The sequence below is a fragment of the Leptothermofonsia sp. ETS-13 genome, from assembly GCF_049200465.1.
In the GTDB taxonomy this organism is placed as follows: Bacteria; Cyanobacteriota; Cyanobacteriia; order Leptolyngbyales; family Leptolyngbyaceae; genus Leptothermofonsia.
Window position 1 is genome coordinate 1,241,632 of the sequence record NZ_CP120836.1, and the last position, 26,961, is coordinate 1,268,592.

The window sequence follows — 26,961 nt, forward strand, 5'->3', positions numbered from 1 at the left end:
GGAGTGAGCTAAAAGGAGCTAACAGTCAACAGCTAATCGTTGATAACCAATTCCACTAGCGGTAGTATATGCGATTCATTTGATTATTACTTACCCCAGGATTCTTTGTGACATGCCAAAGTCATCGAAGCTGGAGGAAACACTGGAGTTGTTGGGAACCGTTCGGAATGACCCAACTTCAGAAGCGGCGATCGCCACTCTCCGCCAAGTCATTAAAAGCCGTTATTCAATAGCAGTTGCGCAGGCTGCCAGGATTGTGGGGGATGCAGAAATTTACTCATTGGTACCAGACCTGATTGCCACCTTTGACCAATTTATGGTGAAACCCGTTGAAACAGATGCGAACTGCCATGCCAAGTTTAGAATCGCTGAGACACTTTACCGGCTGAATTACGGCGAAGAACATCTCTTTCTGCGAGGTATTCGGCATGTGCAAATGGAACCTGTCTGGGGTGGAAGGCAGGATACAGCTGTTAACCTGCGGGGGATTTGTGCGCTGGGTCTGGTGGGGATGAACTATCCGGACGTGATGGTGGAGTTAGCTGACTTACTTGCAGATTCAGAGCCGCCTGCACGGGTAGCCGCTGCACGGGCGATCGCTTACAGCGAAAATACTCAAGGGGTTCCGCTGCTTCGATTGAAAGTTCGCATTGGCGATAAGGAACCACAAGTTCTGTCAGAGTGCTTTGCCGCTCTTTTGAAACTTGCCCCCTCCCAATCCGTCTCTTTGATTGCTGGTTTTCTTGCTTCACCGGAGGAGCAGATCCAGGAGATAGCAGCGCTGGCCTTGGGTGAATCCCGTTTACGGGAGGCTTTTGAGATTTTACAACGCTGGTGGGAGCGAACTAACCAGGCAGAACTACGCCGAGCGGGGCTGCTGGCGATCGCCCTGCTTCGCTATGAAGACGCTTTAGAATTTCTGCTGGCACTGATTGCAGAGGGAAGGAGCAGGGATGCGAAGGACGCGATCGCTGCTCTCAGTATTTACCAGCAGGATGAAATTCTGTGGCAAAAGGTTTGCAAAAGTGTTGAAGAACGAGGAGAGGCTGGTTTACAACAGGCACTCAAGGAGCTACGGAAAGAGGGCTAACGGCAAACTTTGCTTAAAGCTCGCCAGGTGGAGAGACCAACCATTCCATCCACAACCAATCCCTTACGCCGTTGAAAATTCCGTACTGCCTTCTCTGTCAGTGGACCAAAAACGCCGTCTACAATGCCAGGTTCAAGCCCCGCCGCTTTAAGAGCAAGCTGAAGTTGCGTCACTTCGTCTCCGGAGGCCCCTATCCTTAGTTCAGGCATATTAATGGGAGATCCTGTATACAGGGCTTGCCAGGTCAAAGAACCAACGATTCCATCCTCTTTTAAAAAGACCTGGCGTTGAAACTTCCTGACAGCATCCTCTAACAATTCATCGAAAATGTGGGAGCAAGAGCCCGTGTAAATATTCCAATGAGCCAGTAATTTCCTTAATTCCAGGACTTCAAGTTTCCTGCAACCTTTCTGCAAAACTGGCTTATTAAATTTCAAGTCAGCAGTCACTTTTGAATTACGCAAATCAGTATCAGCCGAAGGGAACATTTCGATCCCCCTTATGGGATTTCATCCGTATTTCTGATACCTCTAACCTACTTCGCCTGACACAGCATCAACCTCCCCAGGCAGGCTCATCCAAATGGGTGATACAACATCACGCTCCATTCGCAACGGGTTCATTCGCCCCGGCAATCACTAGCGTTTTATGCAGTTTTTTGAGCGTGCGGAGGGTTTGTTGATAGTTGGCAGTGTCGCCTTGGTCAGAAAAGAGCTGTGCTGCCTGACGCAGGTCTTTGGTTGCATCCAGGTGATGACCGAGCTTAATGCTGGCAAGCCCTCGATAGAAGTAGGCAGTGGCGTCTTGTGGATTGAGGCGAATTACTTCCGTATAGTCTTGAATGGCTCCCAGCTTGTTCTGCATCCGGGTGCGGGCGAGTCCCCGGTAGAAATAGGCGGTGGAGTAGTCGGGATTCGCTTGAATTGCTCTGGTATAGTCCTCGATCGCTCCCAATTTATCTCCCATTTCTGAACGGAGAAAGCCCCGATTGCAATAAGCTACGTAGTTTTGAGAATCATGTTGCACGGCTGAAGTGAAATCCTCAATCGCCCCCTGGCGATCGCCCAGATCGTAGCGAGCCAGTCCCCGATTGTTATAAGCAATGCTATCGCTGGGATGGATGCGCAGAACTTCTGTGTAGTCGGCAATGGCTCCTGCGCGATCGCCCAGGTCGTAGCGGGTTGCAGCCCGGTTGAAGTAGGCCGTGGCGTCGTTGGGGTCAAGGACGGGATCATCAAAACGACCAACCAGTCCTTGAATCACCTCTGGATCATTGGTGCGTAAACCTACAGCCGCCTGGGGAAAGACCACGCTGGCTGTAGCAACTGATTGGGCACCCAGAATGGCAAAGCTGCGATCGCATACCAGGAAGTTTTCACTGGTTCCCAACACTTTAAATCGGAACTGGTCAGGATATTGCCGTTTCAATTGAGTGAGTTGGTTGAGGGTGTCATAGAGAAACCCCTTCTCCTGAACCTCCAGACTGCGGCGGCGATCAATTGAGCGCGGAAAATGCTGGCTGGTAACATCACCCAGGTGCCCCCAGCCAATATCCAGACAGCCTTTCCGATTTAGGAATGCCTGAAACTTCTGGATGATGGTGCTGTTCAGGGTTTCTGGTGTGGGGAAGGGATACACGACAATCAGCCGTGCCTGAGCTTTATCCAGTGCTTCCTCTAAAACGGTTCGACTAAACCCCTGAGTCGCACCTCCCCCTTTAACATCAAAAATCAGTTCATACTGGCTACCTGGCTGGTTTGCCTGCAATTGCTGAGTCACATCTCCCAACTGGCTCTTGATAGTGGCTTCCACCTGTGCCTGCACATCCAGCGCACTGTTTTCTGCCCATTCGACTCGGGCAGCCAGGTACTTCACCTCATTTTGCAGGGCGGTGGTATCCAGAACCTGGGGGAGACGGTTAACCCACTCACGCAGGGTTTTCTGCTGCCGGTCAATACTTTGAGTCAGTTGCTGGACAGCGGTTAATTGCTGTTGTAGGGGACCTAACTGGTTGGAAACAATTCCCTGCATTTCGTTACGCAGGATAGACAGGTCAGCATTGACTGGAAGTTGGTTCAAACGTTGCTCCAGGCCAGCCACAGTTGCCCTCAGGTTTTCAAGCAGCGATGCCTGCGGCTGAAGGATGGAATTTTCCAGCAATTTATCAGAAACCTGTTCTCCCACATTAACCTTGGTTGTGAGCGTGTCAAGCTGCTTTTTCAGGATGGCAGTGGCGACCTTGAGTGGTGTGAGTGATTGTTCAAAGGATTCGCTCTGCTGGGATAGCTTTTCGACCTGGGCCGTAATTTTTGCCAGTTCGTGGCGAGAAACCATGTCGCCCATCATTTTGACAAGCGAGTCGACATCCTGCTTAAGGGAACTGGCGTCGAAGGGAGTGGGGAGTTTGTTGAGGCGGCGGTTGAGATGGTCGATTTGTTCCTGTAGAACGCGGTTGCTATTGAGTTTTTGTTCGTTACTGAGGTTTTGCAGGTTGACCCGCAGTTGGGATAGCTCAGATTTTAGCTGGGCGATCGCATCTTCCAGACCATCAACCCGGTTGGCGGCACTCATCCGATGCAGCTGGTTGGTAATGCCGCCCAGGGTATCTGCCACACTGGCATACTGTTCCTGGAGCTGGCGCATCTCCTGACGCAGCAAGCGCCATTCAGGTTTGGTAATCTCTCGTTTAATCTGGTTAATTTCCTGGGTTAGCTTTTCCAGGTTTTCTTCGCTTTTTGCCAGCACCGATTTCCGCAAACTGGCCAGATCTAAAAAGTTGGGTAACACCTGGACCTGCTGTTGCAAAGCCGCAATATCGGTTGAAAATTTTTGGTCAAGCTGGACGGCGGATGTAGCCGCTTCTTCACGGGTGGCAGCGTCTCCCCGACGGCGATTGATTAAATTCAAGAGGAGCAGAGCGGACATCGGCGCTGCCGTAAACAGCAGGGGTTGAATGGCAATGGCTGCCGCAACCGAACCAACTCCTGTGCCAATTAGTAGTAGATACTCCGTGATATTCAGCCAGTTACGTTTCACAGATGCCTCAGACCGCTGATTTGTATAAAGGTTGATGAGATCGCAGGGGCGATCGCGTTCTACCGCAGGGATGGTGACTTCTACTAACCTCTGATCTTGAATAGATCCAGGTTAGCCATCCAGAATGAAAAATTGGCACAGGCGAAAGAAATCATTCGCACAAGCCGCAGGGGGCTTTCCTTTTTCCTTCTTCATCCCCTTTATAAGGGAATCAGGAAATCTGTCACCCAGGGATTGGAGTTTTGATGATGATGATCCCGGTATAGTGGCGACGATGGAAGATCGATTTCCGTCCACTATAAACGGGGCAGTTTACCCCTTTACGCTATAATCGCCTGGAGTTTAGTCCGTAAGCCGGGTAGACGGGCTGTAGTATTCCGAACGCAGTCAAGAGGTATCTGAGGAAGTGACACAAATCGAGAGCCGTACAAAAGGTCAATCGCCTACTGTTCCCGGTCAATTTAATCGCCAGCATTCTTCTGTGACTTCTCCTCCGGTGGTTGCTCCGCCTGCTCCGTCACGATCGTTCGCTGACTGGGTTTTCCGTGGAGTCATGTTAACTTTCGCTGCCGCTGCTTCAGCCACCCTGGGACTGGCAGGTGCGATGCTCATTCCCCTTCCAACCGGCTTGGCATCTAATCAGAAAGAAGGACAAACTCTAGAAAGCCTCTGGCAAATCGGGTTTCAATATCAAGTTGCCCGCCCCGTCAATATCCTCGTGATGGGGATTGATCGGGTTCTAGATGCCCCTGAAGGATCTGAAAAGATTTTTGAGGGCCGCAGCGACACGATGTTACTAGTTCGGGTTGACCCGGCTGACGATACAGTGAAGTTGCTCTCCATTCCCCGCGATACCCAGGTTGAAATTCCGGGTGTTGGCGTTACCAAGATTAATGATGCCAATGTGCGGGGTGGTCCCCAACTAGCTGCAACAACGGTCAGCCGTTTGCTCAATGGTGTCCAGGTTGACCGCTATGTGCGAGTTAGCACCGATGCATTCCGTGAACTGGTGGATCTCCTGGGTGGGGTTGAGGTCTACGTTCCTCGTGATATGGTGTATGAGGACAAGACTCAGAAGCTAAAGATCAATCTCACTAAAGGCCGGAAAATCCTGAACGGTAACCAGGCAGAGCAATTTGCTCGTTTCCGCTATGATGATTTGGGAGATATTGGACGAGTTCAACGGCAGCAAATTCTTCTCAAAGCTCTGCTTAAGCAAATCACCAGTCCAATGGTAATTCCTCGCTTGCCTTCCCTGGTTGCTTCGATGCAGAAGTACGTTGACACGAACCTGACGATGGAAGAAATGCTGGCTCTGGTAGGGGCAGGGCGTAATTTAAGTCAGGGTAATTTTAAGATGGTGATGTTGCCGGGGCGGTTTAGCTCGCCTAACGAGTACGTTGCCAGTTATTGGATAATAGACCCGGTGGGGCGCGATCGTGTCATGCAGCAATACTTTGATGTGGAGCCAGTGGATGTCACCGCTGCTGATCAGCGTTCAGCCAGTTCTCTCCGAATTGCAATTCAAAATGCCTCCAGCAACCCCGATGCAGCCTATCAGATGCGGCAACATCTGGCAAAGCTTGGTTTCTATAACCTGTTCATTGCGCCTGAATGGGCCGATCGCCAGCGTCAAACCCAGATCGTTGTTCAACAGGGCGATTTGAACGGGGCGGAAGAACTTAAGCAACTCCTTGGCCTGGGTATCATTGAAGCAGATTCAACGGGTGACCTGGAATCGGATCTGACAGTTCGGGTAGGAGATGATTGGGTAACAGGCCAGGGAAAGCAACAATGAATCCATCATGGCTCTACCCAAACCTCTTAGAAATTTGCTTTTACGACTTTTGATGATGGCATTCGCGATCGCTCTTGCTTGTTTATGGGTGCTGTTAAGTGCCAAACCAGCCCTTGCTTAGCCAATGGGGTAGAACGCCCTGCCTTAGCCAATCCAAAATCACCAGACCAAAATCCAAAATGGTGTGACAACATGAGAAAAGTGTTGATTGAAATTCCTGCCTCATGTCTTCAAATCGCCTACCGTCAAAAGCCACATTCCAACATCTGCGCGAACTGCGGGGATTGCTGCTTCAGCTCCACAAGGCTCTGCTGGAGTCTGAACGGGTAGAGTATGAGCGATTCAATGGTCCTGTTCAATCCAGGGGAGAATTTTTTCAACTGGTGATTGGGCATGAGTGGTTCAACTGGTTGCGTCCCATCTCCCAATACATTGTTCAGATTGATGAAGCCATGAGTGCAAAGGAGCCCATGACGCTTAGCACGGCCAATGCGTTGCTGGACGATGGGCGATCGCTCCTCCACTCCCTGCAAGCAGGCACCCCGTCTGAACAACGATATCATCAGGCCATCCAGCGTGACCCAGAAATTGCTTCCATGCATGCAGAGGTGTTAAAGCTTTTAGGTTGAATTGTTAGTTGTTAGTCAAGTCAGGTGTGAGAGGGGGGATGGGGGGATGGAGTGGAGAAGGGTTTGTCAAATTTTTTGTGGCAATCCTGGAAAGGGAGTCGAGGGAATCAGGGTTTCAAGGAGCCAGAACCCCATTTCTAGAACCGTCTCGTAGAGAAACCTCCCCCTATCCCCCTATCTCCCCATCCCCCCCACCTCACTCCATACCCATCCACTTCTACCCCAACTCAAAAGTCGTCACACCAAAAATCCCTTTGAGCAGACGATCAGGCGGTTCCTTGGTGTACATGCGGGCTGTCTCAAATACAGGGGTCATGAGATGGGTATTGACCAGGTTAAGCGCGGCGGAGTTGGGTTCTGGAATATCCAGAAAGCAGGTTGCCCCGTTTGTGTAGGCAACCAGAGCACGAAACAGTTCATCAGCCGTAGTTTCATCCAGAGCAAAGAGGGGGCCAATTTTCCAGCCAACCCAGCAGGGGCGAATAACGCCAAAGCCGACTAGATGATGATCCTCCTGCTTTAAGAGGGAAATTGAAGCAGGTTGGGCAATCCAGGCTTTTAGAAAAGATGGGCGTGGAACTGGAAAAAACTGGGAGTCGAACTCCAGAAGCTCTTGAAAAGAAACATCTGACGCACTCAGCAACCTGGTAGCTCTTTCTTGAAGCTGGGGGAACGAACCCTGGTAGCGAATATTTCGATAGGCAAGGGAAAATCCTGATTTGCGGTAGTTTTCTTGTTGAGCAAGGACTCCATCCAGGCCAATATTGCGATCGCCCAAATATTGCATTCCCCGTTGCCAGGTTTGCCACCCATACCCCCTACCCCGAAACTCAGGCCGAACGATGTAGAAGCCGATAAATCCAAACGCCTCATCGTAGGCGATCGCAGAAATACAGGAGACAGGTTCACCATCCAGTTCGCCCATCAAGAAACCCTTTGGATCGGTTACATAAAAACTGGCAACATCATACAGACCTGGGTTCCAACCTTCTTGAGCGGCCCAGGAAACAGCAATTTCCAGATCTGAAAACTGCATTTGCCGAATTAAAAATCCCATGAGGCTTTACGTAACCTGAGAATGGATTGAAGCTTGACTAAGCTGCCTGCATTTGTCTTGATACCCGACGGATGAGATCAGGGGGAACCTGGTTTGTCACAGTTGCAGCCCCAATTTGGGTCGGGAGGATGAAGCGGACCTGTCCCGATTTCACTTTCTTGTCGGATTGGAGGGCGACTAGCATCTCTTCAATATCTAGCCCTGCGGGTATTCGAGTGGGGAGACCAGATTTTTGAATCAAGGTGAACTGGCGATCGCTCGCAGATTGATCCCAAAAGTTAAGCTCAACCGCAATTTGCCCGGCAGCAACCATCCCAATCGCCACCGCCTCCCCATGATTCACCCCCTTATAACCCATCAGGCTTTCCACCGCATGGCCAATTGTATGCCCATAGTTCAAAATTGCCCGTAACCCAGCTTCCTTCTCGTCTTTGCTAACGATGTGGGCTTTTGCCTGACAGGATCGCACAAGAATTTCTTGCAGTAAATCTTTGCCCAGGTAAGACAGTCGTTCCAGCCGTTTTGCGGCTTCTAGCTGCTCAAACAGTTGGGCATCCCAAATTACACCATATTTGATTACCTCTGCCATTGCCGCCCGAAACTCTCGTGGAGGTAGAGTTTGCAGCACCTCTGGATCAATCAATACCAGGCGCGGTTGGTGAAAAGCCCCAATCAGATTTTTACCTTTGGGATGGTTAACGCCTGTTTTGCCCCCGATCGCTGCATCAATCATCGCCAGCAGTGAAGTGGGAACCTGCACCACATTGATACCTCGCAGCCAGGAGGCTGCTGCAAAACCAGTCATATCGCCAATGACACCACCGCCCAGGGCTACCAGGGTAGAAGACCGCTCCAACCGATTTTCTAGAGCTGCATCAAAGATCTTTTGCAGGGTAGAAAGAGTTTTGTAGCGCTCCCCGGCTGGCAAAATGCAGCTTGAAACCGTAAAGCCAGCTTGCTTGAGTGATACGATCGCCCGTTCCCCAAAATGCCGAAAAATACCTGGATTTGATACCACCACCACATGCTTACCCAGATTCAAGGATTGCATCTCAGGACCCAGACTATCCAGGCTACCAGGGGCAATCATGATATTGTACGCAGATTGGGGAAGGTTGACGGGAATGATGGAGGTCATAGAGGCAGTTGCTTAGTTGTTATACAGGGGATGGGGCACTCTTTTACCAATCCTACTTCACTACGAGTGCCATACTTTTGTATAGTTCTGTTAGGTCTAGTGGAGATGTATCAATGGCAGTAATTTCTTACTTCTTGCTTTTAGGAGCTGCGACGGGTGTAGCACTGGGTTTATATTTTGGTTTGCGAGTTGCCAAGATTATTTAGCTTTGTGAAAGGTTCAAATAGAGCTGACGCAAACCTCGGAGGTTGTAACCTAAAACTGTACTAATCTAAAACTGTACCTTGTGCTCCACATTGGCACTTAAACCTCTCAAGTTTTGGCAAAATACATAAGCCCTGTTTAACAATTTATAGCCGTAGCCACTAGGTTCAGAACAGGATGCAGGGGTTCCACTCCTGGCTGAAGGCACAGACTCCATTCCATCTCTAATTCCAATGCCCTCAAGTTCCAATGCCCTAAAGCGCCCGCGTAAGGCTGTAGCGATAGCCACTAGCCTTGGGACAGGATGCAGGGATTTATAGCGGTATGGTTAGGACGGGGTGCAGGGGTGAAACCTCTGGCTGGGGGCGAAACCCCCACTCCTTTCTAATTCCAATGTCCTAATGCACCCGCGTAGAGCTATAACCTCTGTTTGGGGGCTGCGCTCCCAAACCCCCCCTTAAAGCCAACGTCTTAAGCAACCTGGCGACAGCTACATACTATGCATACCTGATTTATGCATACCTGATTTGGAAAAAAAGAAGCTAGAGACTAGAAGCTAAGATCCTTTCGTCTTCTGGCTCCTGGTTTCTTGATTCATAGATTGTAGAGTGTACCCAATTCAACTCCATTCTTGATTAACTGGCGATCGCAGCCTTTCCTTCGTTCCCATCGGTGGCTAGCGCTGCAAGCCTTCCTTCATTGGCCAGGTACTCTGCTAGTTGAGTCTCAATCTGGTTGCGCACAATCTCGCGGTAGTGCAAGAAGTGTTCGATGTGAGCGCAAACAGCCAGATAATCCGTCCAAACCTTGGGGTTGTGCCGCACAATATCAAACAAATTGAGCCAGAATTTGAGACGGGTTTTGCGAACGAATCCCTGACGCCAGGCAATTTTCAGCAGCGCTCGAACACTGACCCAATCGATTTTTCGAGAGGTACCGGAGTAGGTAGGAGCCCCCATTTTACGGAAATGTCGGTGGGTTCGTTCCAGGTAGCACATGGGGTCATACAGGGTCCAGAAGGCAGCGACATATTCCCTGGCAATCTCTTCGATCAGGCGAGTTGGCACAAAATTCATCAATGTGGCCTGGTCAATCTTACTATCCTGGTTACGCAGACGACCTTCTTTCTTCAGTCGGTGCCAGAGTGCAGTATCGGGAAGGGCTTGCAATATGCCAAACATCGCGCCGGGAATGTCTGTTTGTTCAACAAAGCGAACGATGCGATCGCCCGCTCCCGGTTTCTCTCCATCAAATCCGATAATGAAACCAGCCATTACCCTCAATCCAGAACGGATGATAGTCTCTACCGAGTCTGAGAGGGAATCTCGCGTATTCTGAAATTTCTGAGTCAGCGTCAGACTTTCTTCATCAGGCGTCTCAATTCCCAAAAAGACGGCATTGAAACCACATTCCACCATTAAGTCCATCAACTCCTGATCCTTCGCCAGGTCAACAGAAGCCTCAGTTTGAAACCGGAAAGGATAGCCATGCTCAACCATCCAGGGCTTGAGTTCTTTCAAAAATAGCTTCACGTTTCGCTTGTTGCCAATGAAGTTGTCATCCACCATAAAAACAGCACCCCGCCAACCCAACTCATATAGCTGCTCCAGTTCTGCCAGGAGTTGCTGAGGCGTTTTAGTGCGAGGTTTGCGTCCATACAGCACAATGATGTCGCAGAATTCGCATTGGAAGGGGCAACCGCGCGAAAACTGAACCGACATATTGTCATAGGCTTTGAAGTCAAGTAAGTCAAAGCGTGGGATGGGAGTTGTGGTGACATCAGGCTTCTCACCGTTGGCACGGAAGATGCCGCTCGGTTCTCCCCGCTCCAAGGCATCCACAAACATGGGCAGCGTAATTTCGCCTTCGTCCAAAATCAGGTAATCGGCTCCTGCGGCCTGGGCTTCGTGGGGTAATGACGTGGGATAGGGACCTCCTACTGCGACTCGCTTTCCACGTCGTTTAGCTTCCCGGATTTGATACAAAAAATCTTCTCTCTGCACAATCATGGCAGAGAGAATCACCAGATCGGCCCAGTCCCAGTCTGCTTCGGTGATACGACAAACATTTTGATCGACCAGTCTAAATTCCCATGATTGAGGTAATATGGCGGCTACTGTCACAAGGCCCAGGGGAGGCATCAACGCTTTGCGATCGACCAGCTCCAAAATTTTTTCAAACGACCAAAAGCTTTTGGGAAACAGAGGGTACAGGAGCAACACTCGCATTTAGGGCTAAGCCTCACATGAAACAACTGGCTCAAGCTGAGCCATTCCAGGATACTTGGTTTCACCAATTTTATCGGAGAACGATGCCATTCTTAGCAAACATTTGTGCCGTGAGCTTCAGACTTTAGACTGTTCTTGGAACATCTGGAAGAAGACGTTAAGATTTTGACTCCTCCATGAAGCTACTGATTTCGCGTCTGAAGCCTTACCTCCGCTGGCTCATTCTGGGTGGAACGTTATTCTTCCTGGGGAAGGTGTTGAAGGACAACTGGCAGCAGGTAGCGGCGGTTCGAGTCGAGGCGAGGGGATGGGGATGGCTGGCGATCGCCCTTGGTATTACCCTTCTGGCCCATATTTGCGCAGGCTGGGTCTGGAGCCTGATTCTGCAAGCGTTCAAGCAGTCGGTCAACCCTGGCTGGGCAATTCAAACTTACCTGAAAACCAATATCGCTAAATATATACCCGGAAATGTCTGGCATTTCTACGGTCGAATCGTTGTTGCAACCAGAGTTGAAATTGCCTTGGAAATTGCAACGGTCAGTGTTTTGTTGGAACCCCTGCTGATGGCTGCCTCTGCCCTTCTGGTAGCGATCCTGTGCAGCCACCAAATCGCTGCTCGTTTTGGTCCTGGCGGTGTTCTCGCTCAATGGTTGGGGTTACTGCTTGTTCTGGTGGCACTCCATCCCAGAGTACTCAATCCCATTGTGCAATTGCTCAGCAAACTGAAACAAAAAGGAAATGCTGGTGAAGAACCCCCTTCCCCGGTTCAACTGACCAGCTACCCGTTAGTTCCCTTTGCTGGTGAATTGGGGTTTTTGATGCTACGTAGCATGGGGTTCCTGCTTACTTTCTGGGCGATTAGCCCAATTGAACTGGATGAAATTCCGCTGCTGGTCAGCGTTTTTAGCCTTTCCTGGCTGTTGGGGCTGGTTGTTCCCGGTGCTCCCGGCGGTATTGGAGTGTTTGAGGCAACGGCGATCGCCCTCTTGGGTAAAACCATCTCTCCTGGTACCCTTCTGAGTGTCGTCGCCCTCTATCGGCTGATTAGCGTTCTGGCAGAAGCGATCGGAGCAGGACTCGCCTGGCTTGATGAACAACGCCTACAAACCAGGCAATAATCCATTCCGGCAGATGTCAGTTATAGCGATAGCCAACAGGTTTAGGACGGGGTGCAGGGGGTTCCACTCCTGGCTGGGAGCGAAGCCCCCACACCCCCTTAAAACCAAAATGTCCTGAGCAACCTGGCGACAGCTATACCAGAAGGGGCTAAGTACTGGGGGCTGGTGTCAATTAACAAAGCTTTTTACGAAGCTACCACATCATCCATCGGTAGTAACTGTTCGGAGTCAATAATTTCTGGGAACAGGTCAAACCTGGGCTCATTTTTCAACTGGGAGAAGATACGGTACTTGTCAGGGTCAAAAATGGGCGCTGGCTGAGGCTCGTCAACCTCCATCTTGATCAGGTTGTACTGCACATTCTCTGCGTGGATAGCAAACGTCACATTAAAGACTTCGAGGAAGTTCACAACCCAGGTACACTCATCTTCCGGGTAGTCCTGGTAGTACTTGATTAACCGGGCAATACAGGCTTCCAGGTGAGTGCGGGCGTGCTTGCAAATGAGGATGATTTTTAGCAGAACAATGACCAGCGTAACCGGGTTCCCCTGGGACAGCAGCAAAACAAACAATTGAGAAGGCTCACTTTGATTCTCAGTGGTCAAATACTCAATTACCCGGTTGCATGTCCGCAAGATCAATGCGTTGGTGATAATTTCTCCATCATGGCTACTGTACAGATCATCCATTCGCTCTGACAGCTTTACTTGCAGCGATTCGACAAACTCTGGATTTTCAACCGAAAAGATTAAATACTGCTGAAGGCTCTGCTTGAAATCTTTGTAAGTTAAATTTTTGATTTGGTTGACAAAAATGTTTGCCAGATTAGCGTAGCTAAACGGTCCTCGTTTTGCCACGATCGCCTTAATCAGACGAAGCACCTCATCACCCAGTACAGTTGGGTTCTTGGGAGTGCGTGCAGCGGGTGTATTGCTTTGCGCCCGTGCAATATACATTGCCAGATCAAACTTAAACCGATCTTTCAACTGCTTTGACAAAGCCCTCGCCGCCTCTCGCTGCTCAATCGGGTTGCTCAGATCAATGTATTGCGGTACTAGCAAATAGGAAGTGTATCGCGAAGTCCAGGGGCCCCGCTCATGGTCTTCATAGCGGGATGCAAATAGTTTGAGTTCGTCAAAGTCTTTGCTCTTTATGAAATTGTCCACCCACTGGCGCAATCGCTTCAGGATTGGGGAAGAGGTATTACGGGTGATGGCCGTATCTGAGAATGCTTGAATTAACTCCTGAATCGGCTTGTAGTTACGGGTTGCATCCCAGTTATTGACCAAAATATAACAGCATCGCTTGAGTGTGTTTCTAAATTCCTCTTCGTTGTTTGAAAAAACAATTTCATACAACGACTGCATTGCATCAGAACTAACAGAGTCAACATGGTAAATGAAGAGACGTTTAAACTCCAGTAACACTTCCTCCGGGGGCCATTTTTTGACGATTTCCAGTAGAAGGCTGTAGATGGCTTCTTGGGATTGCTGAATATGCCGTCCTGGTCTACTCAGCCTGATGGTCGGTTCCATTGGATTCGAATGAGTATTATACGGAGCATCCCTGATGATCATAGGTACTCAGGATTGGTGAATTCTGGGTGGTAATAAAGCCTTGAATGGGTAGCGACCGTCCCCATTGATTCCGTGAAACCCAATCGCATTCATCTTCTGCATAAAATTTTTCTACCCGCCCATGAGGTTAACCTGCCAGGAGCTTCTAACTGTTTGGCCGGGTAGCTAAGTATCGGTTACCGCAGAGAGATGGTATAGAAATTGGCAACAGGAGGGAGATAGCCAGCATTGCGTAATACCTTTTTCAATCGACCTATCGTGAAAACACTTAACGTTTCATTATCATCGGGTATTTGTCTACAAGGCTGAGTGATGAAGGAACTCCAGAGAGTGTGATTGTTTGGCGAAGAACCAGTGATAACTGTCACAAAGCGACGATTTTGCATGGATGGTGATGCCCAGATATGTTGAGAGTACATTCAGTGAAAATACTCATCTTTCCTGAAATTTTAACTAGATACATGCCCTGACGTAACAGTAGACCTTTCTGAACTGCCAGACAAATTGAGAAGTTCTCTCACCGGGTTCTATAAAACACGGCAAAAAAGTATTCGCGAATACATTCCGTCCTAAAAAAGCAGGGCAGAAATGGGCTTTGTCCGCTCTTACTAGGTGCCTATCCAAAAACCCTTTATGCAAGGGGGTACGCTTACCCTATTGGGATTTGAGCAGTTGCAATGTTATAGCGTTCATACATAGTTTGTGAACAAAGGAGAGGTGGGCTTCACCCACACAGAGGTGGCCCCCGCACCATGTTCAAATTTCAAGCAGGATCGCTATCGTTTTCAGATGGGTCCTAAGAAAGCTGGGGAAACGCCTAATCTTAAGGAAAAATCAGAATTTTGCCCAGTCTTTATTGATGAGGATTTTGTTAAGAACTACGCGAAACTCTCACCTCCTATGCTTGCTGCCTTCTTTGCGACTTCTGGGGCGATCGCCATCAATGCTCCAACGCCTTTGCCCTAACGCCTTTGATTAAGACGTATTGTGGTCAAGCTATGTCAGCCGTAAGCGGCACTTTGAGACGTAAATCCCTGAGAGTTATCCTGTATCCCAGGAAACAATCAATTGGTTAGAAATACTGAAACAAATTATGATTGATTTCGCGGCGGCTGAATATCGAGCAGATCAAACAGGCCGTCATCCAGTTCGTAGCCAAACATTTGTGCCATCGCTTTCAATCTGGATCGACCTTCAATTCCCTGCTGTTTCAACCATCGGTGCAGTACAAAAATTTTCTGCATAACAAAAATCTCTAAGGCTTCCGGGTTGTATTGAATGCCGTCCTTGGGGTGGAACTGATGGGGCACCAGCATTGCGGTGTAGCGGGCCAGTTCTCCTGCTTTCCAATCCAGCAGAAAGGGTAGCCAGGGATAGAGAGAATCTAGATAAATGAACCACAGCCGGATTTCGGGAATTTCTGGCAGTTCACGGGGATCTTCCGGTTCTTTGGGGTAGTCAATTTGAAACTGGATGTGTTGTTCATGATTGGCGATCGCTCCCTCTTGCAACAAGGGGTCAATCACGGCCTGCGCAGAAGACAGGTTCAGAGTATTGATAGAGAGAGCATTGAGGGCGATCGTGATGGTCATGGTGAGTGCTGCAAAATCAACATGGACAACAGGTTATCTACCCCTTCCATCTTCCTTTGAATTGTGGTCTATAAAATATCGTTTGGATTTGCTCTATCAATAGACTGAACGCTATTCCCTGGAAAAAAACACGATTTCGGAGGGATTCGCTAACATCAAAATCACTGGATGTATAGCTGTCGCCAGGTTGCTCAGGACATTGGAATTAGAGAGGGAGTGGGGGCTGCCAGGGGTGAAACCCCTACACCTCGTCCTAAGCCTGGTGGCTATAGCTGTACTTTTTGTTGAATGCAACAGGACAGGGTGAAGGGAGAAGGGGGAGAGGGGTGGATGGGTCAATGAGTAGATGGATGCTCCTTTGCGCCCTCCCCCTCCCCCTCGTCCACTCATTCACCCTTCCACTCCCTCACTCTCCTCACCTTCTCCTCCCATGGCTCACCTCAATCAACGCCGCTCTGAAAATGTAAGCGGAGACTTTTACGTAGATAGCACCTGCATTGACTGTGATACCTGCCGCTGGATGACACCTGAAGTTTTCCATGAGGCGGGCGACCAATCGGCTGTTTATCACCAGCCAGCCAATGAAAAGGAACGTTTACGGGCAATGCAAGCACTTCTGTCCTGCCCAACCGCTTCCATCGGTACTGTTGAAAAGCCAGCAGATATTAAGGCTGTGCAGCAGAGTATTCCAATTGCGATCGCGGCCAACGTCTACCACTGCGGCTACCATGCTGAAAGTTCCTATGGTGCGGCCAGCTATTTAATCCAACGGCCAGAGGGGAATGTCATGGTCGATTCACCCCGATTTGCGCCGCCTCTGGTCAAACGGTTAGAAGAAATGGGCGGGGTGCGCTACCTGTTTCTGACGCACCGGGATGATGTTGCGGATCATCAGAAGTTTCACCAGCATTTTGGCTGTGAACGTATTCTCCACAGCGACGAAATCAATAATGGCACCCGTGAGGTTGAAATCAAGCTTTCCGGTCAGAAGTCCGTGCAACTCGCCCCCGACCTGCTTATCATCCCGGTTCCCGGTCATACCAGGGGGCATACTGTTCTACTCTACGACGAAACCTTTCTGTTCACAGGAGACCACCTGGCCTGGTCCGATGACTGGGGACACCTGATTGCTTTCCGCTATGCCTGCTGGTACTCCTGGGCAGAGCTGACTCGCTCCATGCAGAAGCTAGCAAACTACTCCTTTGAATGGGTACTGCCGGGCCATGGCCGTCGCTATCATACTGACCGGGAAACCATGCGGCAGCAGATGGAACGCTGCATTCAGTGGATGGAGTCACAGAAGGGCGATCGCCCCTGAGGGGTTTGCCCCCTGAACTGAAACAGCCATTTTGGGGAATGATGGCAGTGACCCGACTGGCAGGAAATTCTTTGACAAAATTAATTCCAGTTCAATTAGAAGACGGTGCAGTTTTGTACATTGAGGCGCAGGAAGAAGCCGAAACAGCAAGCATTGCTTCCCAACCCCCATTTGCAGAGAATGGAGAACAGCGACGGAGCGGCGCGAAGGGGATAGGGGTACCTACCCAAATTAATCCTGCCCAGTCGATGCAAATGGTGCAGAGTACCATCCGCACCTATACGGTTTACTGCCTGAATGCCTTCAAAAATCTTGGTTCTGCAAACGTTGATGAGGTGACCCTGGAATTTGGCGTCAACGTCAGTGCCGATGCAGGCATTCCCTATATTGCCAGTGGCAAAGCTCAGAGCAATCTCAAGCTCACGGTCAAGTGTTCCTTTAATCAGCCAGCACCCGTAGTTCATGATTGAGTTCCGAGTTCTGATTTGTTCCAATACCTGATCCCTAGCCCCCAGTCCCCAATCCCTGTCCCCTAACTCCTGTCTCCTGTCTCCTTCCTCCTTGCCCTCCCGCTCGCGCTGCCTGTAGCCATTCAAGTTTCCCTTGCACCTCGAATCATTTTCTGGCTGTTGCGGAGATAGGTCAGAAACAGCAGGATGGAAAAAGCCATCACAATGAGCCCCAGAAGATTGCTGGAGAAGGTGTTGTAGAGACCGTGGAGTACTGCCGCGATCGCCCATCCGGTGAGAATAATGGCCCATTTTTGCGATCGACTGAAGGCGGAGAGACCCAAAAAATATCCTGAAATCCCTGCCCAGATAGCATGAAACAGGGGTAAACAGACGACGCGAATGGTTGTCACCAGAAGAAAAGTCCCGATGCTGCTTCCCAAAATTTCGCGGTCCATCTCTTGCAGCGCCATCGTAAACTCTTCGCTAAAGCCAATGGCATATTGCAACGAATAGTTCACCCCCTTCCGAAATTGCAAAACCCAACCCCGACATGGCTCCGTAAAATGCAGTTGTTAAGGGATCACGCACCTTTCCTGGATTGACCAGAAACAGGTAAACGGGCAACCCTTTGATAAATTCTTCCAGCACTCCAACACCCAGCACAAAGCCAATAAGTGTCCCAACCCCCCCCTCACGAATGCCCCCATAAAGCAGACTAAAGGGAAGAATTCTTTGAAGCACCAAAAGCAAGGGAATGCCAACGATAATGACAAACCCAACGCAGGTCAGCGTTTTGCCCCAGGAAAAGTGGGCGGGGTCAATCAGGTTATGTAAAACCACCCCCCAAATGCAAGCGTAGTAAATTCCCAATAGCCAGGCGGTGTCTTGCAGCCCTGTACCAAACCCAAGCAGGCTAACCAACAGCGGAAACAATCCAAAAAAAGATGAGAAACCGCGCACTACCGTGGTTGTAAAGTTCCGGTTTAAGAGCTTCTTTATAGGGTACAACATCTTCAAAGCGAACATTCCACTGACCGCTTAATCGTGCGGGAGGTTGTCTATCAGAGTCTTTGAGGGGTTCGTTATCCATCTAGCTTGTGGCTCCTGCTTCCTGGCTTCTGACACCTTAAACTTGAATCCTATCAATCTGCAATCCACACTTTCATTCGGCTCTCCAAAGTTTGCACGGGTTCGGAGTTTACCCGATCTTTTTGGCTAAAAAACTGCCTAAACTAACGAAGACGACGCTAAAGACAGCACTGCCCAGCCAGTAGAAGAGCGATCGCCACAGATGACCGGACTGCATCAAATTCATTGTGTCCAGTGCATAGGTTGAAAAGGTTGTGTAAGAACCTAAAAATCCTGTGGCAATCAGCAATCGCAAATCAGGAGAGTGAATTGCTCGCTCTAGGGTAAAGGTTACAAAAAAGCCCATAATTAAGGCACCCGTCAAGTTAATGAAAAAGGTGCCGTAGGGGAAATGGCTACCCAACCACTGAGCCAGCCATATCGTCAGGTAGTAGCGACTGAGCGCCCCAGGGATTGCTCCCAGACTGATGGCAAGTGGAGCCCGTATTGCTGGATCCACACTAGAGAACACTCCAGTCACTCTATGAACTGTGGCCAGGAGACCGTGCAATAGACTCACGATCATTTCACGTTTCTATCGATAGAGGGTTCTTACAAAGAATGTCCTAATCTTAGATTGGCAAAGGCGCGAAGTGAATCCCGGTTAAGATTGGCAATGCAATACTCTCCAAAAAACATGTTGATACAAAACATGTCTAAAAGATTCACTGGCGATCGCCCCCGGCGGTTCCATCCACTCATCAGTTTTGTTCTGGTTAGCCTGCTGACGTTTGCAATGGTAGTTGGATGGATTCCCGCGGCTGTGGGTCAGTTGCCTATCCCCAGCCCAACCAATTTAACCTCCTCCAATCCTCCTGCTGGGGTTGAGCGGTACGGTGCAATTGAGGTGGCAACGGTGAATTTTAATGGAGAACCGTTGTTTAAGGTGGCATCGCCTACCGTGCGAGATCGCAGCAATCCTGGAAACCTGATTCCTGTTGAAGAACGGGTAGACGAGATCGAGGCCAACCTCAGTCGGGTGATTGAAGATGACGTCTCACTCTCCCATCGGGGAATTAGGGCAAAAACCAACTATGACCTGGAAACCCTACAGGTTTATGCATCCACCCTCAACAATGAAAACGTCATCTTTGTCAAAGACAAGAACCACCCCGAACCGCTCAATATCCTGACCGTGACCCAATCGGATGCTGCTTTCTATGGGCAGCCTATTGATGAAGTCACAGAATTCATGCAGCAAAAAATCAGCACCAGCCTGCGAGAAGCCCTTAAAGAGCGAACAAGGACAACCCTGGATGAGCAGCTTCGCCGGGCTCTGCCAATCTTTCTGGGAATGGTGATTGTTAGCCTGCTCGTGTTTTTGCTGCAACAGTTTTTGAACCGTAGAGAACGGGCATTGCGAGAACGGGAAGCGGCAGAAGCGGCCCAAACAGGTTCTCCGCCTGGACAGACAACTGGCAAACCCGCTTCAGAGGCTCGCCAGTTGTCCTTTCAATCCGCATTGAGACGGCAATTTACCCTAAAACGCAGACGAAGCTTCGTTGCCTTTCTTAAATGGCTGGCTTTTTGGGCCCAACTGACGGTTTGGGTGGGAGGGACCGGTCTGATTCTGGCGCTATTTCCCTGGACGAGACCACTTTCTGTCCAAATTCTCAGCATTCCACTCAATTTGCTACTGGTCTGGTTTGTCACGGGTCTCCTGATTCGGATTGGAGACATCGCACTTGACTACCTGGGAAAATTTTGGGACGAGAGCGATTTATTTAGCAATGGAGATGACCATCGCGAAGCGCTTAGAATTTCTACCACTGTGGGTGCCCTTAAAGGGCTAAAAACCTTTTTGGTTTACATCATTGGAATTACCTGGGCGCTGAGAGTGTTTGGGTTTCCAGTTGGGTCAGTACTGGCGATCGGTGGAATTATCGCCTTCGCTATTTCCCTGGGTTTCCAAAACGTGGTCAGGGATGTGGTAAATGGATTCTTGATTCTGATGGAAGACCAGTATGCTGTAGGAGATGTGGTTTCCATTGGCAATGACTCTGGTCTGGTGGAAAACATGAACCTCCGGATTACCCAACTGCGGGATGGTGAAGGGCGCCTGATTACCATCCCCAACAGTGCCATAACCCAGGTCAGAAACCTGACGCGCACCTGGTCCAGGGTAGATTTTTCAATTGAAGTGGCCTACGACACTGATATCAACCATGCCCTTGACGTGATTCGTAAAGTGACTGAGCAAATGCACAACGAACCTGAATGGCGCGATCGCATGATTGACTCACCCGAAGTATTGGGAGTGGACAGCATTTCTCATGTCGGGATGCTGATTCGAGTCTGGATCAAAACTAAGCCAGGGCAGCAGTGGGCGGTTGGGCGCGAGTTTCGCCGTCGCATCCGGCTCGCGTTTGATGAGAATGGAATTGCGATCGGCAAGCCTCAACAAGACTCCTGGGTTAGAGGAGATAGCGCTTCTAACAGTGGCTCAGCCAATGGCCGGGAGGTGGAAGAGACGGCGTCCGAGGATGGAAGCAAGCGATAGCGGCTATTTCTATACGCGATGAAGTTATCTAAGTAGCTGCACCCAATTAATTAATAAGAAGAAGGAATGGGAGCTGCGCCCCCAGGCAGAGGATTCCATCCGCCAATTGTTTGGATGAGCACCCCTCCACATTACAACTGAGCAGTTATCTCTACCATCCTGCACTAGATCCCTACTCAGGAGTGGCCTCGGAAGTGGCTGCGCTTTTTATTGACGCTGGCAATGTAGGGGTAGAAGTTCCACTCAGGCTATTACCATAGTGCTCCGCTCCTCCCAGTCCTTTTACCTGACGCATCAGGCTTGCCATTTCTAGCGCACTCATGGCATAACTCCAACCCAGGTTGCTCTTGATGCCAGCCCGCTCTAGGGCTTGCTGCATTGTATCGGTTGTCAAAATTCCGAAGATGACCGGCACCCCAGTTTGAAATCCAGCGGCAGCGATGCCCTTCGACACTTCTGCCGCCACATAATCAAAATGAGGAGTCTGTCCCCGAATCACAGCTCCCAGACAAATAATGGCATCATATCGACTGGTCAGAGCCAGTTGCCGGGCGACCAGCGGTACCTCAAAACTCCCAGGCACCCAGACATAATCGACCTGGGTGCCGTCAGGATTAACATCGACACCATGACGCTTCAAACAGTCCTGACAACCTTCCAGAAGCTTGCCTGTCACCAAATCGTTAAACCGCCCGATGACGATCGCAAACCGAAATTGATCAGACTGTGTGAACGTTCCTTCAAAAACTGCCATTATTGCTCTATAGCGATCCTTCTTGGAAATTTGAACGGGGTGCAGGGGTTCACAAACTGGTAGACCTCAAGAGGTAATGATAAGCGGTGCTGGCCACCAACATTTCAAACTGAAAAATCATTATGATTTGAGCACTACCCACAAACTATAGCAGTCCTGAATCAGTCATGAGATCGAAAAGCTTCATGAGAAAGGATTCCCATAGAATCCTTTCTCATAAACCAAACAAATAGGATCGCTATATCTGTGAACGCTATAGATGTCAATGTCTCTCAATCAGCAAAAACTATTTCGGCATTTTGCTGATGAGCTTACGATCATCTTATTTAGTGTTGATATCAGGGAGCGATTTTCAAATCTGTCTAAATTAGACCACCAGGAAATTCAAAACACCCAGCACAATCACAAGCCCTGCCCAAACACCAGAACCTAACAAAATCACCCGCCGGGATTGGTCCCAGTTTTGAGGTGATGCCAGGGCTACTGGAACAGCAATAACCATAATAAAGGAAAGAACAACAAAAAAGGCCAGGACGAGCTGGAACAGAATGGTCATAACTTTGCTTCTCCGATGCGGCGATAAGACTAGGCAAGTAGGGTTGTTAATTCAGGTGATGTTAATCAGCCCATGACTAGTAAGCTATCAGAAAAGTGAACCCAATGGATCTCATCCTCTGCCATACAACGGCTGACTTCGATACGCTGGGAGCAGCGGTGGGTTTAACGCGGCTGCAACCGGGGGCACGGATTGTGCTGTCTGGGGGCGCACACCCTGCCGTGCGGGATTTTTTGGCGCTGCATCGAGATGAGTATGCCTTGATTGAACGCCGCTCAGTAAACCCAGAAAAAATTCGCTCAATTTTTGTGGTGGATACGCAACGGCGCGATCGCCTGGGGAAAACCGCGGAGTGGCTTGATTTGCCCGGTGTGGAAATCGCCATCTACGACCACCACCTGGATACTGAGTCAGACATTCCAGCCAGCCGGAGGCAGATTGAGGCGATTGGTTCAACCACAACTCTGATTGTGGAGCAACTTCAGTCCCAGGCGATCGCTCCAAACCCTGTGGAAGCGACGGTAATGGCCCTCGGCATTCACGTGGATACTGGATCGCTGACCTTTGACCATACTACGGCGCGAGATGCCAGAGCACTGGCCTGGCTGATGGAACAGGGAGCCAATCTGCGGGCGATCGCCGACTATATTGATCCAGGACTTTCCCCCAGGCTCCAGGATTTGCTGACCGTAGCTCTGGAAACCTTGCAAACAGAAACCGTTCAGGGGCATACCCTTGCCTGGGTGTTGCTGAAAGTGGACGAGTTTATTCCCGGTTTATCCAGCCTGGCATCGCGACTGATGGATTTGACTGAGAACGATGCCCTGCTGCTGGCCGCCCAGTACTGCCGGGGGGCAGTCTGCCACGATGGTAAAGATACGGCAGATTACGCGCTGACGGTGATTGGGCGATCGCAAATCGAAGCTACTGATCTCAACGAACTCTTCAAACCGCTGGGTGGAGGAGGGCATCCCCGTGCCGCTTCCATCAACCTGCACAATGTCAACCCTGCCCAGGTGCTGGCCCAATTGGTTGAGCAATTGAAGGCCCAAATTCCCCATCCGCCCACGGCCAGGGAGTTGATGTCTTCCCCGGTTCGCACCATTCGCCCCGAAACCACGATTGATGAAGCCCAACGAATTCTTCTGCGCTATGGTCATTCTGGATTGTCGGTCGTTGATGCCGCAGGGCAGCTTGTGGGAGTCATTTCCCGCCGGGACTTAGACATTGCTCTGCACCATGGATTCAGTCATGCTCCGGTCAAAGGTTATATGACGACGAATCTGAAAACCATCACTCCCGAAACCCCCCTACCCGAAATTGAGTCCATCATGGTGACTTATGATGTCGGTCGCCTGCCGGTATTGGACAAAGGGCAACTGGTTGGCATTGTGACTCGGACCGATGTATTGCGACAATTACATCAGGCGGCGTTTGGGAGCCAGGAGGAGAAAGGAACCAGGAGCCAGGAGCCAGAAGCCAGGAGCCAGGTGGATACAGGACTAGAGGGGTTTCAGCCCAAACCTTTCAGGCACGCGCTTTCTCCCCAGGCGCTGCTGAAAACGCTACAAAAATACCTCAAGCCAGAACTTTGGGACGTTCTAACCATGGCTGCCCGGCATGCGGAACAGCGAGGCTGGCATCTTTACCTGGTAGGAGGGGCGGTGCGAGATTTTCTGTTGGGAATGATGGCCTCTGAGCCAGAGGAAAATCAGATGCTGATGATGGATGTGGACCTGGTGGTAGATGGCTTTCACCAGGCAGCCGATGCCGGGGCCGGGGTTGAACTGGCGCGATCGCTCCAGACCCTTTACTCCGAAACCCGTTTAGAGGTTCATGGCAAATTTCAAACCGCAGCACTCCTCTGGCACAATGATCCGTCTCTGGACTCCCTCTGGGTTGATATTGCTACGGCTCGCACCGAGTTTTATCCCTACCCTGCCGCCAACCCGGAGGTCGAAGCCAGCTCGATTCGGCAGGATCTTTACCGGCGAGACTTTACCATCAATGCCCTGGCAATCCGCCTGACCAATCCTCGTGCTGGGGAGATTCTAGACTTTTTTGGTGGCCTGCTCGACCTCCAGGCAAGGCAGATTCGCGTTCTTCACCCCAATAGTTTCATCGAAGACCCAACCCGAATTTACCGGGCGGTACGCTTTGCGGTGCGACTGGGGTTTCAGATTGATACTCAAACGGAAGGATACATCCGCCACGCGATCGCCAGTGGCATTTACCAGCAAATCCAGGACCGCAGAGATTTCAAGTCTGTCTCTTCAGAGCCGCCCCGCGATCGCGTTTTTGCCCCCGCCCTCCAAACCCGTCTCAAGGCAGAACTAAAGTACATTCTCCAGGCTCCCTACTGGAAATCTGCACTTCAGCAACTGGCAGACCTGGGAGCCCTGCAATGCATTCACCCAACGCTGAAAATGACTCCTGACCTGTGGAAGCGGTTGCGCCTGGTAGAGCGCTGGCTGAAACGAACGGAACGGGAAGCAGGAGGGGAAAGGCGAAAGGCGAAAGGCGAAAAAAGTGATGGAGTGATGGAGTGGGAGCGGAATGGAGCAACCAATCCCCCCCCGTCCCATCCCCCCATCCCCCCATCCCCCCATCCCCTCACGCTTCCTCAGATCCCCACCTGGCTTCTTTTGCTGGAAGTTCTCCTTTCCCATCTCGCGCCAGAGCATCGCGCCACCGTTGCCGCAAATCTTCAGCTTCCAGTCGACAGCATTGAGCGCATGCAGCAGTTGGAGACTGCTCAAAAGGCGATCGCAGAATCCTTGCCGATTTGCGATCGCCCCAGCCAGATTGTGCAACAACTCAAACCTTACGATAGTCATCTCCTGGTATTGATCGCCATCCACAGCGAGCGGCAGATCCGTCACACCATCTGGCAGTACCTCACCCACTGGTCCAACATCAAACCTCCGCTGAATGGCAATGACCTGAAAACCCTGGGTTACAAACCGGGACCCTGCTTCCGAGACATTCTAGACACCCTCGCTGCCGCCACTCTAGACGGCACTCTTAGAACTCGAAGCGAAGCCGAAGCGTTTTTAAGGGAGAACTTTCCTCATTAGAGGATAAGGCTAGATTACGTAATTCACGACCCACTTCTTCCTATCCCCTAGTTTCTCGATATCCGAAAGGGTTAGCATAATCAAGATGATTCGCAGTAAAGATTCATGAATCTGACCGCTGGCGCACCCCTGCAAAACGGCAAGTATATTCTGGGTAATATTTTGGGGCAGAGTGATCTGGGTATTACCCTCAAAGCAACCCAGGCTTATCTAAATCAGCCGGTTGTCTTGAAGACATTGAAGCCAAATCCAAAAGTAGCGATCGATTTTGCTCAACTCAAGCAGCGCTTTTTGGAGGAAACCCGACGGTTTGCCCACTGCCAACACCCTGGGCTAGTGCGGTTAGTGGATGTGTTTGAAGAGTCGGGAGTGCCCTTTGCAGTGATGGATTACGTGGCAGGGGAGCCTTTGACAGACCTGGTGCAACCTCGCCGTCCGATGTCTGAAGCCCAGGCCATTCAGTATGTCCGTCAGGTAGGCTCGGCGCTGACTGTCCTGCATCGGCAAGGGCTGGTCCATCGAGATGTTAAGCCAAAGAACCTGCTTCGTCCCACAGGCGCTGATTTTGTGGTTCTGGTTGATTACAGAATCCTGCATCCGTCAATGGTTGGGACGGTCGAGCCCACCCCCTCTCTTACTAATGCGGGTTATGCGGCACCTGAGGAGTACCAATCTTCAGCCAAATTGACTGCCGCAACAGATATTTATGCCCTGGCTGCTGTTTTGTACTTCCTGATGACTGGGCAACACCCAACAGCTGCCAATCTGCGGGAGCAATCCCCTTTGCCAGCGCCACGAAAACTACAGCCCGACCTCAGTCAAGCAGTAGAATCAGCTATTTTGAGTGGCATGGAAATGAATGTTCAGAAGCGACCGCCCACGATCGCCGCCTTCTTTTCCCTGCTACCGGACAGGGAACCTCTACCACCCATTCAACTTTCTAATGGAGCAGAAAAGCCATCTGCGACTGTGCCACTAGCTCCAGTGAAACCTTCTTCCAATGGCTATTCTCAGAGCCCACCCTCACCGCAACCACCTGCGCCGCAACCATCGACATCTACCCAGGCCACCCGCGTGGTAACGCCTGCTTCCTCGACTCTCTGGGTTCAACCTTTACCGCGTAAAAGCCGTCTACCCAAGGCCCTGGTATTGACAGCGGCGATCGCCGCTGCCTGTGGCTTAGGCCTGGGCTTAACCCTGCGCCTCAGTGCAGTCAGTGGCATTGGTCCAAAAATTTTCAACACGCAGCAAACTTTTCCACCCCTCGAGGATTGGCCCGGTTCAGCAGAACCCGTTGTCTCTCCATCGGTACCCCCTCCCGGAAATCACACCCCTGAAAGAAATCGCGCCGCCACCCAAAGTAAAAACCCCACCTCCAGTCCCATCCCTCACTCCCCAGCCAGAACCGTCCCCCGAACCCAGCATTGAAGCTACCCCTACCCCCACTCCTGAGGCTTCTGCCCAACCATCCCCCCTTCCTGAACCGGCCCCTCAGCCTATTTCTCCTCCGGCCCAGTCCGCATCTCCTCCGCCCTCTCCAGTGGTTCCAGAACCAGAGCCGACAGTGAAGCAATGAAGTTGCTCCCCCGCCCCTCTGCTCCCCCCCCCCCCCTTTCCCTTCCCTTCACTCCTCACCCGACTAACAACGAACAACTAATCACTAACAACCATCTGAATCAGAGCAGGCACGTTATAATTTTGACGAAGTG

The 26,961-nt window shown here is 50.6% G+C and carries 24 protein-coding genes; 11 read left to right on the forward strand and 13 right to left on the reverse strand.

The annotated features are described in order from the left end of the window. Positions 1-112 precede the first annotated feature (112 nt). The gene (locus tag P4D80_RS05630; RefSeq protein ID WP_421657953.1) at positions 113-1,090 is read left to right on the forward strand and encodes a HEAT repeat domain-containing protein; all 978 of its coding nucleotides are present in this window, start codon (positions 113-115) and stop codon (positions 1,088-1,090) included. Here the strand turns inward: P4D80_RS05630 and P4D80_RS05635 are convergent. Together P4D80_RS05635 and P4D80_RS05640 are read right to left on the reverse strand one after the other, a co-directional pair. Further along, positions 1,087-1,578, reverse strand: a complete 492-nt coding sequence (locus P4D80_RS05635) for a peptidoglycan-binding domain-containing protein (RefSeq protein WP_421657954.1) — start codon at positions 1,576-1,578, stop codon at positions 1,087-1,089. The two genes, P4D80_RS05630 and P4D80_RS05635, sit on opposite strands and share 4 nt — an antisense overlap. A gap of 109 nt (positions 1,579-1,687) precedes the next feature. Then, positions 1,688-4,126 carry a tetratricopeptide repeat protein gene (locus tag P4D80_RS05640; protein ID WP_421657956.1) on the reverse strand — a complete coding sequence of 813 codons (2,439 nt, stop codon included), beginning with the start codon at positions 4,124-4,126 and terminating at the stop codon, positions 1,688-1,690. Positions 4,127-4,532: 406 nt separating this feature from the next. Between P4D80_RS05640 and P4D80_RS05645 the strand changes: the two genes are divergently transcribed. Next, a complete protein-coding gene (locus tag P4D80_RS05645; protein WP_421657958.1) occupies positions 4,533-5,924 on the forward strand; it encodes an LCP family protein in 1,392 nt (463 codons plus the stop codon). Positions 5,925-6,148: 224 nt separating this feature from the next. Continuing rightward, positions 6,149-6,553: a hypothetical protein gene (locus P4D80_RS05650; protein ID WP_421657959.1), complete on the forward strand. Its 405-nt coding sequence runs from the start codon at positions 6,149-6,151 to the stop codon at positions 6,551-6,553. Between the two features lie 217 nt (positions 6,554-6,770). On the opposite strand, the gene P4D80_RS05655 is transcribed toward P4D80_RS05650, so the two are convergent. Both P4D80_RS05655 and aroB read right to left on the reverse strand, forming a co-directional pair. Then, on the reverse strand, positions 6,771-7,610 hold the full coding sequence (locus tag P4D80_RS05655; protein ID WP_421657960.1) for a GNAT family N-acetyltransferase: 840 nt from the start codon (positions 7,608-7,610) through the stop codon (positions 6,771-6,773). 37 nt (positions 7,611-7,647) lie between these two features. Then, positions 7,648-8,748, reverse strand: coding sequence for a 3-dehydroquinate synthase (gene aroB, locus P4D80_RS05660; protein WP_421657961.1), 1,101 nt, complete (start codon positions 8,746-8,748; stop codon positions 7,648-7,650). A gap of 113 nt (positions 8,749-8,861) precedes the next feature. Here aroB and P4D80_RS05665 point away from each other — a divergent pair, with 113 nt between their 5' ends. Next, positions 8,862-8,954 (forward strand): cytochrome b6-f complex subunit PetL, encoded by a 93-nt coding sequence (locus P4D80_RS05665; RefSeq protein ID WP_421657963.1) that lies wholly within the window; start codon positions 8,862-8,864, stop codon positions 8,952-8,954. 633 nt (positions 8,955-9,587) lie between these two features. Here P4D80_RS05665 and P4D80_RS05670 read toward each other — a convergent pair. After that, a complete protein-coding gene (locus P4D80_RS05670) occupies positions 9,588-11,180 on the reverse strand; it encodes a B12-binding domain-containing radical SAM protein (RefSeq protein WP_421657964.1) in 1,593 nt (530 codons plus the stop codon). Between the two features lie 176 nt (positions 11,181-11,356). On the opposite strand from P4D80_RS05670, the gene P4D80_RS05675 reads away from it, so the two are divergent. Then, entirely contained in the window at positions 11,357-12,298 is a 942-nt protein-coding gene (locus P4D80_RS05675) for a lysylphosphatidylglycerol synthase transmembrane domain-containing protein (RefSeq protein WP_421657965.1), read from the forward strand. Between the two features lie 185 nt (positions 12,299-12,483). Here P4D80_RS05675 and P4D80_RS05680 read toward each other — a convergent pair whose 3' ends face one another. Then, positions 12,484-13,833 carry a hypothetical protein gene (locus P4D80_RS05680; protein WP_421657966.1) on the reverse strand — a complete coding sequence of 450 codons (1,350 nt, stop codon included), beginning with the start codon at positions 13,831-13,833 and terminating at the stop codon, positions 12,484-12,486. 831 nt (positions 13,834-14,664) lie between these two features. On the opposite strand from P4D80_RS05680, the gene P4D80_RS05685 reads away from it, so the two are divergent. Beyond that, complete coding sequence (locus tag P4D80_RS05685) at positions 14,665-14,841, forward strand: hypothetical protein (RefSeq protein ID WP_421657967.1); 177 nt, start codon at positions 14,665-14,667, stop codon at positions 14,839-14,841. A gap of 125 nt (positions 14,842-14,966) precedes the next feature. Here the strand turns inward: P4D80_RS05685 and P4D80_RS05690 are convergent, their stop codons facing one another. Beyond that, positions 14,967-15,467, reverse strand: coding sequence for a CRR6 family NdhI maturation factor (locus P4D80_RS05690; protein ID WP_421657968.1), 501 nt, complete (start codon positions 15,465-15,467; stop codon positions 14,967-14,969). Between the two features lie 430 nt (positions 15,468-15,897). On the opposite strand from P4D80_RS05690, the gene P4D80_RS05695 reads away from it, so the two are divergent. Together P4D80_RS05695 and P4D80_RS05700 are read left to right on the forward strand one after the other, a co-directional pair. Continuing rightward, positions 15,898-16,785, forward strand: coding sequence for an MBL fold metallo-hydrolase (locus P4D80_RS05695; RefSeq protein ID WP_421657969.1), 888 nt, complete (start codon positions 15,898-15,900; stop codon positions 16,783-16,785). Then, positions 16,752-17,255: a CU044_2847 family protein gene (locus P4D80_RS05700; protein ID WP_421657971.1), complete on the forward strand. Its 504-nt coding sequence runs from the start codon at positions 16,752-16,754 to the stop codon at positions 17,253-17,255. Before P4D80_RS05695 ends, P4D80_RS05700 begins: the two co-directional genes overlap by 34 nt. A gap of 122 nt (positions 17,256-17,377) precedes the next feature. Here the strand turns inward: P4D80_RS05700 and P4D80_RS05705 are convergent, their stop codons facing one another. From P4D80_RS05705 to crcB, 4 genes are all read right to left on the reverse strand, one after another. Next, on the reverse strand, positions 17,378-17,755 hold the full coding sequence (locus P4D80_RS05705; RefSeq protein WP_421657972.1) for a PrsW family glutamic-type intramembrane protease: 378 nt from the start codon (positions 17,753-17,755) through the stop codon (positions 17,378-17,380). Beyond that, positions 17,721-18,158, reverse strand: a complete 438-nt coding sequence (locus P4D80_RS05710) for a PrsW family glutamic-type intramembrane protease (protein WP_421657973.1) — start codon at positions 18,156-18,158, stop codon at positions 17,721-17,723. The genes P4D80_RS05705 and P4D80_RS05710 overlap by 35 nt, the downstream gene beginning before the upstream one ends. Continuing rightward, positions 18,151-18,327, reverse strand: coding sequence for a hypothetical protein (locus P4D80_RS05715; RefSeq protein ID WP_421657974.1), 177 nt, complete (start codon positions 18,325-18,327; stop codon positions 18,151-18,153). The genes P4D80_RS05710 and P4D80_RS05715 overlap by 8 nt, the downstream gene beginning before the upstream one ends. A 108-nt stretch (positions 18,328-18,435) precedes the next feature. Then, entirely contained in the window at positions 18,436-18,825 is a 390-nt protein-coding gene (crcB, locus tag P4D80_RS05720) for a fluoride efflux transporter CrcB (protein WP_421657975.1), read from the reverse strand. A 192-nt stretch (positions 18,826-19,017) separates the two neighbouring features. Between crcB and P4D80_RS05725 the strand changes: the two genes are divergently transcribed. Beyond that, positions 19,018-20,865 (forward strand): mechanosensitive ion channel family protein, encoded by a 1,848-nt coding sequence (locus P4D80_RS05725; RefSeq protein WP_421657977.1) that lies wholly within the window; start codon positions 19,018-19,020, stop codon positions 20,863-20,865. Between the two features lie 172 nt (positions 20,866-21,037). On the opposite strand, the gene ribH is transcribed toward P4D80_RS05725, so the two are convergent. Together ribH and psbZ are read right to left on the reverse strand one after the other, a co-directional pair. Beyond that, entirely contained in the window at positions 21,038-21,619 is a 582-nt protein-coding gene (gene ribH / locus P4D80_RS05730) for a 6,7-dimethyl-8-ribityllumazine synthase (RefSeq protein ID WP_421657979.1), read from the reverse strand. A gap of 367 nt (positions 21,620-21,986) precedes the next feature. Continuing rightward, on the reverse strand, positions 21,987-22,175 hold the full coding sequence (psbZ, locus tag P4D80_RS05735; RefSeq protein WP_421657980.1) for a photosystem II reaction center protein PsbZ: 189 nt from the start codon (positions 22,173-22,175) through the stop codon (positions 21,987-21,989). Between the two features lie 104 nt (positions 22,176-22,279). On the opposite strand from psbZ, the gene P4D80_RS05740 reads away from it, so the two are divergent. Both P4D80_RS05740 and P4D80_RS05745 read left to right on the forward strand, forming a co-directional pair. Then, entirely contained in the window at positions 22,280-25,252 is a 2,973-nt protein-coding gene (locus P4D80_RS05740; protein ID WP_421657981.1) for a CBS domain-containing protein, read from the forward strand. A gap of 105 nt (positions 25,253-25,357) precedes the next feature. Next, a complete protein-coding gene (locus tag P4D80_RS05745; RefSeq protein WP_421657982.1) occupies positions 25,358-26,680 on the forward strand; it encodes a serine/threonine protein kinase in 1,323 nt (440 codons plus the stop codon). Positions 26,681-26,961 lie beyond the last annotated feature (281 nt).